Annotated in this window: 10 protein-coding genes and 1 pseudogene; 2 read left to right on the top strand and 9 right to left on the bottom strand. The window is 70.6% G+C overall.

Annotation, left to right across the window (positions count from 1 at the left end; genetic code table 11):
- The 9 genes and pseudogenes from OG698_RS37160 to OG698_RS37200 all read right to left on the bottom strand — a co-directional run bounded on the left by OG698_RS37160 (position 1) and on the right by OG698_RS37200 (position 10,776).
- Positions 1-1,551 (bottom strand): GMC family oxidoreductase, encoded by a 1,551-nt coding sequence (locus OG698_RS37160; protein ID WP_406108271.1) that lies wholly within the window; start codon positions 1,549-1,551, stop codon positions 1-3.
- On the bottom strand, positions 1,548-3,113 hold the full coding sequence (locus OG698_RS37165) for an APC family permease (RefSeq protein ID WP_406108273.1): 1,566 nt from the start codon (positions 3,111-3,113) through the stop codon (positions 1,548-1,550). The genes OG698_RS37160 and OG698_RS37165 overlap by 4 nt, the downstream gene beginning before the upstream one ends.
- Entirely contained in the window at positions 3,110-4,612 is a 1,503-nt protein-coding gene (locus tag OG698_RS37170; protein WP_406108275.1) for an aldehyde dehydrogenase family protein, read from the bottom strand. The genes OG698_RS37165 and OG698_RS37170 overlap by 4 nt, the downstream gene beginning before the upstream one ends.
- Positions 4,605-5,705, bottom strand: coding sequence for an aromatic ring-hydroxylating dioxygenase subunit alpha (locus OG698_RS37175; RefSeq protein ID WP_406111497.1), 1,101 nt, complete (start codon positions 5,703-5,705; stop codon positions 4,605-4,607). Before OG698_RS37175 ends, OG698_RS37170 begins: the two co-directional genes overlap by 8 nt.
- Before the next feature lie 41 nt (positions 5,706-5,746).
- On the bottom strand, positions 5,747-5,902 hold the full coding sequence (locus OG698_RS37180; protein ID WP_406108277.1) for a hypothetical protein: 156 nt from the start codon (positions 5,900-5,902) through the stop codon (positions 5,747-5,749).
- Between the two features lie 18 nt (positions 5,903-5,920).
- Positions 5,921-8,425, bottom strand: a complete 2,505-nt coding sequence (locus OG698_RS37185; protein WP_406108279.1) for an FAD-dependent oxidoreductase — start codon at positions 8,423-8,425, stop codon at positions 5,921-5,923.
- 92 nt (positions 8,426-8,517) lie between these two features.
- Positions 8,518-8,672 (bottom strand): annotated as a pseudogene (locus OG698_RS37190) (MBL fold metallo-hydrolase); the annotation flags it as partial.
- The gene (locus OG698_RS37195; RefSeq protein ID WP_406108281.1) at positions 8,669-9,754 is read right to left on the bottom strand and encodes an S-(hydroxymethyl)mycothiol dehydrogenase; all 1,086 of its coding nucleotides are present in this window, start codon (positions 9,752-9,754) and stop codon (positions 8,669-8,671) included. The gene OG698_RS37195 and the pseudogene OG698_RS37190, both read right to left, overlap by 4 nt.
- A 203-nt stretch (positions 9,755-9,957) precedes the next feature.
- Positions 9,958-10,776, bottom strand: a complete 819-nt coding sequence (locus OG698_RS37200; RefSeq protein ID WP_329575575.1) for an IclR family transcriptional regulator — start codon at positions 10,774-10,776, stop codon at positions 9,958-9,960.
- 175 nt (positions 10,777-10,951) lie between these two features.
- On the opposite strand from OG698_RS37200, the gene OG698_RS37205 reads away from it, so the two are divergent.
- Positions 10,952-11,272, top strand: a complete 321-nt coding sequence (locus tag OG698_RS37205; protein WP_116503570.1) for a bifunctional 3-phenylpropionate/cinnamic acid dioxygenase ferredoxin subunit — start codon at positions 10,952-10,954, stop codon at positions 11,270-11,272.
- 32 nt (positions 11,273-11,304) lie between these two features.
- Positions 11,305-12,492 (top strand): NAD(P)/FAD-dependent oxidoreductase, encoded by a 1,188-nt coding sequence (locus tag OG698_RS37210; RefSeq protein ID WP_406111499.1) that lies wholly within the window; start codon positions 11,305-11,307, stop codon positions 12,490-12,492.
- Positions 12,493-12,536: the final 44 nt, after the last annotated feature.

Consider the following 12,536-nt stretch of genomic DNA (forward strand, 5'->3'; position numbering starts at 1 on the left):
TCAGGCGTCCGCGCGCAGCAGATCGGCGCACTTCTCGCCGATCATCATCGTCGTGATGCACGGATTGACCGCGACGAGGTCCGGCATCACGGAGCCGTCGGCGACGCGCAGGCCCTCGGTCCCCTTCACGCGCAGCCGCGCGTCGAGCGGGGCCGAGGCATCGTCGTCCGCGCCCATCTTCACCGTGCAGGCCGGGTGGTAGACGGTGTTGTGCGTCTTGTGGATGTAGTCGAGCAGCTCGTCGTCGGTGCGGACATCAGGCCCGGGGGCCAGCTCCGCGCCCGCCCAGCCGCCGAGCGCGGGCTGCTCCGCGATGCGCCGCGCCAGCTTCAGCCCGTACGTCATCACGCGCGCGTCGTGCTCGTGCGTGAAGTACCGCGGGTCGACGAGCGGCTTGTCCCGGTAGTCGCGGGTGCGCAGCCGCACGGTGCCGCGTGACTTCGCGCGTGTCACGTTGGGCGTGAGGCAGAAGGCGTTCTCCGACGTCGGATAGCCGTACCGCGCGGTGTTCATGTCGAACGGCACGGAGCCGTAGTGGAACATCAGGTCGGGCCGGTCGAGGCCGGGCTCAGTGTCGTAGAAGATGCCGGCCTCCCACCACTGGCTGGACGTGGTGGTCATCGGTTGCTTCGCCTCCCACATGATCACGCCCTCGGGGTGGTCCTGGAGGTTCTCGCCGACCCCGGGGGAGTCCACGAGCACGTCCACGCCCCTCTCGCGCAGATGACCGGCCGGGCCGATCCCGGACAGCATGAGGAGCTTGGGCGAGTCGATGGAGCCACAGGAGAGGACCACCTCGCGGCGGGCACACACCGTCCTGGTGTGGATGAGGTCGGGGTCGAGGTACTCGGCGCCCACGCAGCGCCGGCCCTCGAAGACGAGCCGCTTGGCCCGCACCCCCGTCCGCACAGAGAGGTTGGGCCGCTTGCCCATGACCGGGTGCAGATAGGCGACCGAGGACGACTGGCGGATGTTGCTCTCGTCAGAGTTGATCTGGAACCAGTTGGCGCCGCGCACCACCGTGCGGCCCGTGTTGAACGGCGTGGTCGGGATGCCCGCCTCTGCGCAGGCCGCCAGCAGCGCGCTGCCGCACGGGTCCGCGCCCTTGAGGGAGCGCAGCTTCACCGGGCCGGAGCGGCCGTGGTGGTCCCCGGGGGCGTCGTTGTTCTCCAGGCGCTTGTAGAGCGGGAACACGTCGGCCGCGCCCCAGCCCGTGCACCCCGCCGCCGCCCAGTCGTCCAGGTCCTCGGCCGGCGCCCAGAAGGCGATGCACGAGTTGTGGGACGAGCAGCCGCCGAGGACCTTGGCGCGCGCGTGGCGCATGAAACTGTTGCCGCTGGTCTGGGGCTCGACCGGGTAGTCCCAGTCGTATCCGGAATCCAACAGGGCCATCCAGCGGTCCAGTTGGAGGACGTTGTCGTCGCCGACGTCGCTCGGTCCCGCCTCCAGGACGCACACGCTGACGGACGGGTCCTCGGACAGGCGCGCCGCGACGACGTTTCCGGCGGTGCCTCCGCCGACCACGACGTAGTCGAAGACGTCAGAGCTCATGGGGTGGTGACCTCCTCCAGTGGGGCAACGGTTCGGGCGGGCTCGGCCGCGTGTTCGGCGAGGACACCGGTGCGGTGCCGCTGGACGAACCAGTAGTAGGCGAAGCCGCCGCCCGCGATCACTCCGATGAACAGGACGGCGCCCCAGCGCAGGTACCAGTGGTAGGGGGCGGCGGCGTTGTAGACGGCGGCGCGCGGCCAGATCAGGTTGATGGTCATGGCGCCGCCCCACAGCACGGCGATGATGTTGACGGGCAGCCCCCAGCGGCCGAGGGAGAACTTTCCGTCGCCCGCCGGCTGCCACTTCCCGCGCAGCCGCGCCACCAGCATCGGGCCGGTGACCAGCAGATAGGCGAGGTAGATCATGATGATGCCGATGCTGGTGACCACGGTGAAGATCTGCGGCTGGCGGATGTTGACGACCAGGATCGCGAGCGCCAGGACGCCGATGACGACGGCCGGCACGACCGGCGTTCTGAAGCGCGGGCTGACCCGGCCGAGGACCGACGACGCCGGCAGGTTGTTGTCGCGCGACATCGCGAAGGCGAGGCGGATCGCCGCCGTGTGCACGGCGAGCGCGCACACCGTGACCGCGATCAGCACGCACCACAGCATCGCCTTGCCGGCCGTCGGGCCGAGCACGTCGAGTACGACGTACTGCAGGCCGTCCGTCGACAGCTTCTCGCCGGTCAGGCTCGACACGCTCATCAGGGCGAGCAGCAGGATCAGCCCGCCGAGGACGAACGAGGCGACGATCGCGCGGATGATGGCGCGTGGCGCGCCCCGCGTCGGGTCGAGGGACTCCTCGCCGAGCGAGGCCGCCGTGTCGAAGCCGTACATCACGTACGCGGAGGCCAGCGACGCGACGAGGAACGCGCTCAGGTAGCCGAAGGGCTGGCCGTGGCCCGCCCCGGCCGTGTGGGTCACGACCTGCGGGCCGCGCACGATGTGCACCGCGAACAGCACGATCAGGACGACGGTCGCGATCAGTTCGAGGAAGACGCCGGCCGTGTTGATGGTGGCCATCAGCTTCACACCGAAGGCGTTGACGAGCGTGGTGAAGAGGATCAGTACGGAGGCCAGGACGACGGCGTTGGTCGCGACGTCGTACGGGCCGGTGCCGTCCCCGATGAACTGGAAGGCCGACGAGATCTGCGGCAGCGTCAGCTGGTAGGCGAGCGCGACGGCCGCGATCGACACGACGGAGGCGAGCAGCATCATCCAGCCGGCGAGCCAGCCGATGTGCGGATTGCCCACCTTCTTCGCCCAGTTGTAGACGGACCCCGCGACGGGATAGCGGGCGGCGAGTTCGGCGAAGCACAGGGCGACCATGAACTGGCCGCCGAACACCATCGGCCAGGACCACCAGTACGCCGGGCCGCCGTTCGCGAATCCGAAGTAGAAGAGCTGGAAGGTGCCGGTGAGGATGGAGATATAGCTGATGCCCGCGGCGAAGGTGTGGAAGTTGCCCAGCGTGCGCTTGAGTTCGGGCCGGTAGCCGAACTCGGCGAGCTCGGCGTCGTCCCCGCTCCGCGTCTCCTGTGTGCTCTCGTCCTGGCTCATGACGGGTCACCGTCCTCGGGACACTCCGGCGACGTGCCGAACCAGCCCTGTGCGACGGGCTGCGTATTGCGCCAGATGTGCTTGGTCTCGCGGTACTCGGCGAGCCCCGAAGGGCCGAGTTCCCGGCCGGTCCCCGACTGCTTGTAGCCGCCCCATTCGGCCTGGGGGACGTACGGGTGGTAGTCGTTGATCCAGACCGTGCCGAGGCGCAGGGCGCCCGCGACGCGCGCCGCCTTCGCCTCGTCGCCCGTCCAGACGGCGCCGGCGAGCCCGTAGATCGAGTCGTTCGCGAGCCGCACCGCCTCCGCCTCGTCGGTGAACCGCTCGACGGTCAGGACCGGGCCGAAGGACTCGTCCTGCACGACGGACATGCCGCTCGTGCACTCGTCGAGGACGGTCGGCAGGTAGTAGAAGCCCCGCTCGTACACGGCCGGCTTCGGCCGTTCGCCGCCGCAGCGCAGCACCGCCCCCTCCTCGATGCCCCGTGCGACATACGCCTCGACCTTGGAGCGGTGCGCGGCCGAGATCAGCGGCCCCGTCTGCGCGTCCTCGTCGAACGGGCCGCCCAGTCTGATGAGTTCGGCGCGCCGCACGACCTCGTCGACGAAGCGGTCGTGCAGCGAGTCCTCCACCAGGAGCCGCGCGCCGGCCGAACACACCTGCCCCGAGTGGAGGAACACCGCGGTGAGCGCCATGTCGACGGCCGCGTCGAAGTCGGCGTCCGCGAACACGATGTTCGGGTTCTTGCCGCCGAGTTCGAGGGCGACCTTCTTGACGGAGCCCGCCGCGGCGGCCATGAGCAGCCGCCCCGTCTGCAGACCGCCCGTGAACGACACGAGGTCCACGTCCGGATGGTCGCCGAGCGGCGCGCCCGCCTCCGGGCCCGCGCCGAGGACCAGATTGGCGACGCCCGCGGGCAGCCCCGCCTCGTCGAGCAGCCGCATCAGATGGATCGCCGTGTGCGGGGTGAGCTCGCTCGGCTTCAGGACGAAGGTGTTGCCGGCCGCGAGCGCCGGGGCGACCTTCCACGCGGTCTGCAGGAGCGGGTAGTTCCAGGGGGTGATCAGAGCGCACACCCCGACGGGCTCGTACAGGACCCGGCTCTCGGCGCCCTCCGTCCCCGTTTCCACGACGCGCCCGGTGTCGGCGGCCGCGAGCCGCCCGAAGTAGCGGAAGCAGTTCGCGATGTCGTCGATGTCGTACGCGCTCTCGACCAGCCGCTTCCCGGTGTCCAGGGACTCGGCGCGGGCCAGCGCGTCCTTGTCGCGCACGAGCAGGTCCGCGACGCGCAGGAGGAGGTCGCCGTGCTCGGCCGCCGACATCCGGGGCCACGGGCCTTCGTCGAAGGCGTGGCGGGCCGCGGCGATCGCGTCGGCGGTGTCCTTGCCGCCCGCCTCGTCGACCACGGCGACGAGCGAGCCGTCGGCGGGGCAACGGATCTCACGGGTCCGCTCGTCGCGGGCGGTGGTCCATCCGCCGCCGATGAACAGGTCAGGCATGGGCACCGCCCAGCTTCGAGGTCAGCCACGCATGGAAGATCCCGATGTGGTGCTCGGTCGGGACGAGTACGCCGCCGCGCCGGTAGGCACGGGAGTCCATCGCCGGCTGGGTCCGCTCACAGGCCTCGAAGTCCTGGGCGTTGACCCGGTGGAACAGCTCCACGGACTTGGAGACATCGGCGCCCGACTCGACGACCTCGGGCGCGTACAGCCAGTCGCACTCGACGACCGTACGGTCCTCGGCCAGCGGGAACATCCGGTGCAGGATCACGTGGTCGGGGACGAGGTTGATGAAGACCGTCGGCCGCACGGTGATCGCGTAGTAGCGGCGGTCCTGGTCCTCGGCGACCTCGGGCAGCCGGCCGAAGCCCTCGCTGCCGTCGACGGTGAAACCCTTCACGCCGTCCCCGAACTCGGCGCCGTGGCCCACGTAGTACTGGGCGGCGTAGCCGTCCGCGAACTCCGGCAGGACATCGGTCAGTTCGGGGTGGATCGTCGCGCAGTGGTAGCACTCCATGAAGTTCTCGACGATCAGCTTCCAGTTGGCCTTCACGTCGTACGTGATGCGCTTGCCGAGAGCCAGATTCTGGGTGTGGTACCGCTCGATCGAGGCCGTGTCGCCGAGCCGCTCGACGGCATCGCCGATCACCGTCTCCTCGAAGGAGGGCGGCTCATCCGCCAGGCTGACCCAGGCGTAGCCGAGCCACTCGCGCAGGGCGACCTTGAACAGGCCGTACTCGGTACGGTCGACGTCCGGCATCTGCACGAGGTTCGGTGCAGCGATGAGCTTGCCGTCGAGGTCGTACGTCCACGCGTGGTACGGGCACTGGAGGTTGCGGCGGACCTGGCCGGACTCCTCCGTGCACAGGCGGGCGCCGCGATGGCGGCAGACATTGAGGAAGGCCCGCAGTTCGCCGGTGCGGGAGCGGGTGATCAGGACGTTCTCGCGGCCGACCTGGACCGTGCGGAACGCGCCCGGCTTGTCGAGGTCCGCGGCGCGTACGGCGCAGAACCACATCGACTCGAAGATGCGTTCCTGTTCCTGCCGGAAGATCTCCGGATCGGTGTAGTAGTGCCCGGGCAGCGTGGCCATCAGGCTGGGGGAAATCGGGGTCGTCGTCACGTGCGGACTCCTCAGGCGGGCGCGGCGGCGAGGCGGCTGGGGTCGATGAGGTCGATGGGGTGCGCGGCGGAGCCGGTGAGTGCGAGGTCGGCGACTTTCTCACCGACGACGGGCACCAACTCGGCGGCCCGCTCGGGGAGGCCGAACACGTCATAGGTGCGTGACATGTCCGGCCCTCCGCGCGATCAGCGGCGGATGCGGGTCATCTTCGGGTCGAACAAGGGCTCGTCGGCGACCGTCGCCGGGACCTTCTCGCCGAAGTACTCGATGTGGACGCCCGTACCGGAGGGGAGCGGCGGCAGCCACGCGTACGCGACACAGCGGCCCAGCGTGTAGCCGTACGAGGCGCTGGTGACGTAGCCGGACGGGACCCCTTCGACGTGGACGGGCTCCTTGCCGAGCACGACGGCCGCCGGGTCGTCCAGGAGGAGCGGCGTGAGCCTGCGGGCCGGCTGCTCGCCCTTGCGCTCCAGCGCCGCCCTGCCCAGGAAATCACCGCGGTCCATGCGGACGGCGAATCCGACGCCCGCCTCGTACGGGTCGTGCTCCTCGGTCATGTCGTGGCCCCAGGAGCGGTAACCCTTCTCCAGGCGCAGGCTGTTGAAGGCCGAGCGCCCGGCCGCGATCACGCCGTGTTCCCGCCCCGCCTCCCACAGCGTGTCCCACAGGCGCAGCCCCAGGTCGGCCGTGGTGTACAGCTCCCAGCCAAGCTCACCGACGTACGACAGGCGCATCGCGGTGACCGGCACATGGCCGAGGTAGGTCTGCTTGGCGCGGAAGTAGCCGAAGCCCTCGTGAGAGAAGTCGTCGCGGGTCAGCGGCTGGACGAGGTCGCGGGCGCGCGGGCCCCAGACGCCGATGCAGCAGGTGCCGGAGGTGATGTCCCGGATCTGTACTCCCCCACTCTCGGCTTCGCTCGAGCGGGAGGTGCCCCCACCGGGCGCGTGGCGCGTGAGCCAGTCCAGGTCGGCGGGGGAGTTCGCGCCGATCTGGAACAGGTCCGGCGCGAGACGGGCGACGGTCAGGTCGGACCGGATGCCTCCCGCCTCGTTCAGAAGGAGCGTGTACGTGACCGCGCCCGGCTTCTTCGCGAGATTGTTCGACGTCATGCGTTGGAGGAAGTCGAGGGCACCCGGGCCTGTGACCTCCAGCCGGCGCAGGGGCGTCATGTCGTAGAGGGCCACCTTCTCGCGGGTGGCCCTGGCCTCGGCGGCCGCGATGGGCGACCAGTAGCGGGCCGACCAGGCGTCGCGTTCGGGCAGGTCGCCGGTGGGCAGGTCCGCGTTCGCCTCGTACCAGTGCGGACGCTCCCAGCCGCCGCCCTCCAGGAAGTACGCGCCGAGATGCTCCTGGCGGGCGTGGAAGGGGCTGACCCGCAGCGGGCGCGGCTGCTCGGCCGGCTGGAGCGGGTGCAGGATGTCGTAGACCTCGGTGAACTGCTGCGCCCCGCGGTCGTGCACATAGGAGGGGGAGCGCTGGGCGTCCTCGAACCGGGTGAGGTCGCACTCGTGCACGTCGACGGAGGGCCGCCCGTCGACCATCCACTCGGCGACCGCCTTGGCGACGCCCGCGGAGTGCGTGACCCAGACCGCCTCGGCCAGCCAGAAGCCGCGCAGCGCACGGGTCTCGCCGAGGACCGGCATCCCGTCGGGCGTGAAGGAGAAGACGCCGTTGAAGCCCTCCTCGATCTCGGTCTCACGCAGCGCGGGGATCAGCCACCGGCAGTCCTCCCAGCTGGGCGCCCAGTCCTCCTGGGTGAAGGGCAGCGACGACGGCATGTCCAGCTCGGTGGCCCGCGCCGTGTCGTAGTCGAGCACCTCGAACGGATCGATGGGCAGGGGCTTGTGGGCGTAACTGCCGATGCCGATGCGGTCGGTGTGCTCACGGAAGTACAGATCACGGTCCTGGAAGCGGAGGATCGGCTTCGAGGCCTCCGTGCGGGGGTCGTCGGCTCCGTCGAGCTCGGCCATCGGCTTGGTCTTCGCGTACTGGTGCGCGAGGGGCAGGAGCGGGACGTCCACGCCGGCCATACGGCCGATCACCGGGCCCCAGAATCCGGCGGCGGAGACGACGTGGTCGGCGGGGAAGGTGCCGCGGTCGGTGACCACCGCCGTGACCCGGCCGTCCTGCTGCTCGATGCCGGTGACTGTGTGCCGGTCGAGGAAGGTGGCGCCGCGTTCGCGGGCGCGTTGCATCTGGGCGCGGGAGGCAAGGAGGGCGCGGGCCAGGCCGTCGTCGGGGGTGTGGAAGCCGCCGAGTACGGCCGACTCGTCGATGAGGGGCCACAGTTCCTTGCAGCGCGCGGCACTGACGAGTTCGCCGCGCACGCCCCAGGAGGCGGCGTAACCGGCCTTGCGGTGCAGGTCGGCCCAGCGCTCGGGGGTGGTCGCCAGCTCCAGGCCGCCCACCGGGTTGAAGCAGGGAAGTCCGTCCACCTCAAGGGTGTTGAACTTCTCCACTGTGTACCGGGCGAACTCCGTGAGGGTCTTGGACGGGCCCGTCTGGAAGACAAGGCCCGGCGCGTGCGAGGTGGAGCCGCCGGGGGCCGGCAGCGGGCCCTGTTCGAGGACGGTGACGTCGGTCCAGCCGCGGGCGGTGAGCTCGTCGGCGAGGGAGCAGCCGACGATTCCGGCGCCGATGACGACGACGCGAGGGCTGGATGTTCCGGGCTTTTCGGGCGTGCTGGACATGCCCCTCCTCATGCTGGTGGGGGTGGAATGGCCTTATGCGGCAGGTGTGTCGGCGCGCTCCGCGGGGTGCAGGAGGACGGGGGCGCCGGTGCGGCGGCCGCGATCGCCGCCGCGTCGTGCACGGCGTCGACGATCAGGACCTCCTCGTCGTCGCCGATCAGCCAGACGTTGTTGTCGACGTCGAACGTCCGTCCAGGCTGAACGTGCCCGAGGTGACGGCGCGTTCGGTGCGGGCCGCAGGGCTCACAGGACCACCACCGAGCGCAGAACCTCGCCCCGGTGCATCTTCGCGAACGCCTCCTCCACCTGGTCGAGGGCGATCGTCTCGGTCACGAACCCATTCAGGTCGAGCAGCCCGTAGAGGTACTGGTCGATGAGGACCGGGAAGTCACGGCTCGGCAGGCAGTCCCCGTACCAGGAGGACTTGAGGGCGCCGCCGCGCGAGAACAGGTCGATGAGCGGAATGTCCACCGCCATGCCCGGCTCGGGCACCCCGACCTGGACCAGCACGCCCGCGTGGTCGCGCATGTAGAACGCCTGCTTGTACGTCTCCGGGCGGCCGACCGCGTCGATGGCGATGTCGACGCCGAACCCGTCGGTGAGCGCACGCACCGCCTCGATCGGGTCCGTGCCACGGGAGTTGACCGTGTGCGTGGCGCCGAACCGCTCGGCCTGATCGAGCTTCTTGTCGTCGATGTCGACGGCGATCACGCGGCGCGCGCCGTTGAGGCAGGCGCCCGCGATGGCCGCATTGCCGACGCCGCCGCAGCCGATGACGGCGACGGTGTCGCCGCGCTGGACGTTGCCCGTGTTCACGGCCGCGCCGTAGCCGGCCATCACGCCGCAGCCGATCAGGCCCGCGGCCTCGGGGCGCGCCGCCGGGTCGACCTTGATCGCCTGCCCTGCCGCGACCAGGGTCTTCTCGGCGAACGCGCCGATGCCGAGCGCGGGGCTCAGCGGCGTTCCGTCGAGAAGGGTCATCGGCTGCGTCGCGTTGCGCGAGTCGAAGCAGTACCAGGGGCGGCCGCGGCGGCAGGAACGGCAGTTGCCGCAGGGGGCGCGCCAGGCGAGCACCACGTAGTCACCCGGGACGAGGTCGGTGACCCCGTCGCCGACGGACTCGACGGTGCCGGCCGCCTCATGGCCGAGCAGAAACGGGAAGTCGTCGTTGATGGCGCCCTCCCGGTAGTGCAGATCCGTGTGGCAGACCCCGCACGCCTGCACCTGGACCAGAACCTCGCCCGGGCCGGGATCGGGCACGGCGATCGTCTGTACCTCGACGGGTGCGCCCTTCTTCACAGCGACGACGGCGCGGACCTCATGTGGCACGACCAAACTCCTCTGCTGTTGCGCAATGCACGCCCAGTTGCGCGATGAGGAACATCTTGGAAACGCCATCAAGGCCCCGTCAAGGGGTGGGAGTTAATGCTTGGCAAAACGATCGGCCGCACCGAAACCTCGTCGACACACGCAGAACGCGGGGCCAGGTTTCCCTGACCCCGCGTTCAGTAACCGTGCTGCGGAACGCCCTGCTAGAAGCCGTATCCCATCCGGCGCGACAGTTCGGTCGAAGCCGCGACCGTGCGTTTGGCCAGCTCGGGGAGGTGTTCCTCGGTCAGCCGGTACACGGGACCCGACGCGCTGATCGCGCCGATGACCTTTCCGTCGTGGGCGAACACGGGGGCCGCGACCGCGGCGAGGCCGACCTCCAGCTCCTCCACGGCAACGGCGTATCCCTGGTCGAGCACGGCCTCCAGCTCGGCCCGCAGTGACGCCGTCCCCGTCGCCGTGTGCGGGGTGAAGCGCGCCAGCGGGCGGGCGAGCAGGCCCTCGCGCAGCGCGGACGGCAGATGGGCGAGCAGCACCTTGCCGCTCGATGTGGCGTGCAGGGGGGTGCGTCTGCCCAGCCAGTTCTGCGCCGTGACGGAGGCGGAGCCGCGCGCCTGCATGATGTTGACGGCGACATCGTCGTCGAGGATCGCGATGTTGACCGTCTCGCCCAGCTCGTCGGCCAGTTCGCGGCAGACGGGCACGCCCTCCTGCGAGATGTCCAGGCGCACTGCCGCCGCCCCCGCGAGGTGCAGTACCCCCGCCCCCAGGTAGTACTTGCCGCGGTCCTTCGCCTGCCCGACCAGGCCGCGGTTCTCCAGTACTCCGAGCAGCCGGAAGGCGGTCGACTTGTGCACGTCCAGCTCGTCGGCGATCTCGGTGACGCCCGCCTCGCCGTGCCGGGCGAGGATCTCGAGGACGCTCACCGCGCGGTCCACGGACTGGACGGAGGCGGCCGCGCCCTTCGGGGTCTTCTCCGGTGCCGTCGTGCCTGGTTCAGCCTGCGATTCCTTGCGGGTCATCACTCAACTCTCACCACCTTGCGACCCCTTGGCGGGTCGCATCTTCGAGAAGCCCTTGACGCGGCGGGCATCCCGACCGGATTCTGTTGCGCATAGCGCTCCCTCGTGCGCCATGCGGAACGCCATGTTACCGAACAGTCCTGAGTCAGACAGCCCTGGACCAAGAGGGGGGCCCGTGATACCCGTCTGCCGCCTTGAAGACCTCCCCGAGGGCGGATCCGTCCGCATCGACACAGCACCGCCCATCGCCGTCTTCAATGCTGACGGTGAGCTGTACGCCATCGACGACACCTGCACCCACCAGGACGCCTCCTTGTCGGAGGGCTGGCTGGAGGGCTGTCTGGTCGAATGCCCGCTCCACGAGGCTTCATTCGATCTGCGTACCGGGCGGCCGACCTGCCTGCCTGCCCGCCGCCCCGTACGCACCCACCGGGTGACCGTCGACGACGGCGTGGTCCACGTCCATCCTGCCGCCGAGGAAGGCACCGCCGCATGAGCACTGTCAACGGAATGAGTACGGGATCCGGAATGGCGACCGTGACCGTGGTGGGCGCCTCGCTCGCCGGACTGTATGCCGCCCGCGAGCTGCGGGCCCAGGGCTTCGACGGCCGTCTCGTGATCGTGGGCGAGGAGCCGCACCGCCCGTACGACCGCCCGCCGCTGTCCAAGGACTTCCTCGTCGGGAAGGCCGGCGAGGACCAGCTCGCCCTCTCCGACGTCGACGAGACGCTGGAACTGGGCGCCGAGTGGATGTTCGGCGTACGGGCCCGCGGGCTCGACGCGCGCGGACGCACGGTCCTCCTGGAGGACGGCCGCACGGTGTCCACGGACGGGGTCGTCATCGCCACCGGGGCGAGCCCCCGCCGGCTGCCCGGACCCGCCCTCGCGGGCGTGCACACGCTCAGGACTCTCGACGACGCGCGCTCCCTGCGTGCCGAACTGCTGCGCGGGCCGCGGCGCGTGGTCGTGATCGGCGGCGGGTTCATCGGCGCCGAGACGGCCTCTTCGTGCGCCGCGCTCGGCCACGCGGTCACCGTCGTGGAGGCGGCGCCGCTTCCGCTCCTGCCCCAACTCGGGCCGGAGATGGCCGCGGTGTGCGCGGGGCTCCACGCGCGCGGCGGGGTGGAACTGGTCACGGGCGTCGGGGTCGCGGCACTCCACGGCGACCTCACGGTCCACAGCGTGGAACTGGCCGACGGGCGCGTGCTGCCCGCCGACGTGGTCGTCGTCGGCATCGGGGCCGTCCCCAACACGGGCTGGCTCGCCGGTTCGACGCTCGCCCTGAACGACGGGGTGCTCTGCGACGACGGCTGCGTCACGGCGCTTCCTCAGGTCGTGGCCGTGGGTGATGTGGCACGTGTGGGCGGGGCGCGGGCCGAGCACTGGACGAGCGCCACGGCCCAGCCGCGCGTCGCCGTACGCAATCTGCTGGCGGGCCGCACCGTCGAGACCGTTCGGCCGCTGCCGTACTTCTGGTCGGACCAGTACGGCTCACGCATCCAGTTCGCCGGGCGCAGGAGGGGCGGGGACCTGGTCCGCGTCATCGAAGGCGCCATGGAGGACGGGAGCTTCCTCGCACTCTACGAGCGCGGGGGCGAGACCACGGCCGCGCTCGCGGTGAACCGGCCGCGACCGTTCACACGGGTGCGCCGGGAGCTGGCGCGCGGCGAGGCGCGACCGGTCGTGCAGAACGTCGCGGAGCCGGTGGCGCTGTGACGACGGCTCTCGCCGTGGGCGTGCGTAGGTAGCTGACACCTGTC

Origin of the sequence: Streptomyces sp. NBC_01003, assembly GCF_045162695.1 — a bacterium.
Classification (GTDB): Bacteria; Actinomycetota; Actinomycetes; order Streptomycetales; family Streptomycetaceae; genus Streptomyces.

Excerpts from the sequence above, each read along its gene's own strand:
- OG698_RS37165 (WP_406108273.1), bottom strand. The coding sequence starts at position 3,113 with ATGAGCCAGGACGAGAGCACACAGGAGACGCGGAGCGGGGACGACGCC.
- OG698_RS37200 (WP_329575575.1), bottom strand. The coding sequence starts at position 10,776 with ATGACCCGCAAGGAATCGCAGGCTGAACCAGGCACGACGGCACCGGAG.
- OG698_RS37180 (WP_406108277.1), bottom strand. The coding sequence starts at position 5,902 with ATGTCACGCACCTATGACGTGTTCGGCCTCCCCGAGCGGGCCGCCGAG.
- OG698_RS37185 (WP_406108279.1), bottom strand. The coding sequence starts at position 8,425 with ATGTCCAGCACGCCCGAAAAGCCCGGAACATCCAGCCCTCGCGTCGTC.
- OG698_RS37210 (WP_406111499.1), top strand. The coding sequence starts at position 11,305 with ATGGCGACCGTGACCGTGGTGGGCGCCTCGCTCGCCGGACTGTATGCC.
- OG698_RS37170 (WP_406108275.1), bottom strand. The coding sequence starts at position 4,612 with ATGCCTGACCTGTTCATCGGCGGCGGATGGACCACCGCCCGCGACGAG.
- OG698_RS37175 (WP_406111497.1), bottom strand. The coding sequence starts at position 5,705 with ATGGCCACGCTGCCCGGGCACTACTACACCGATCCGGAGATCTTCCGG.
- OG698_RS37160 (WP_406108271.1), bottom strand. The coding sequence starts at position 1,551 with ATGAGCTCTGACGTCTTCGACTACGTCGTGGTCGGCGGAGGCACCGCC.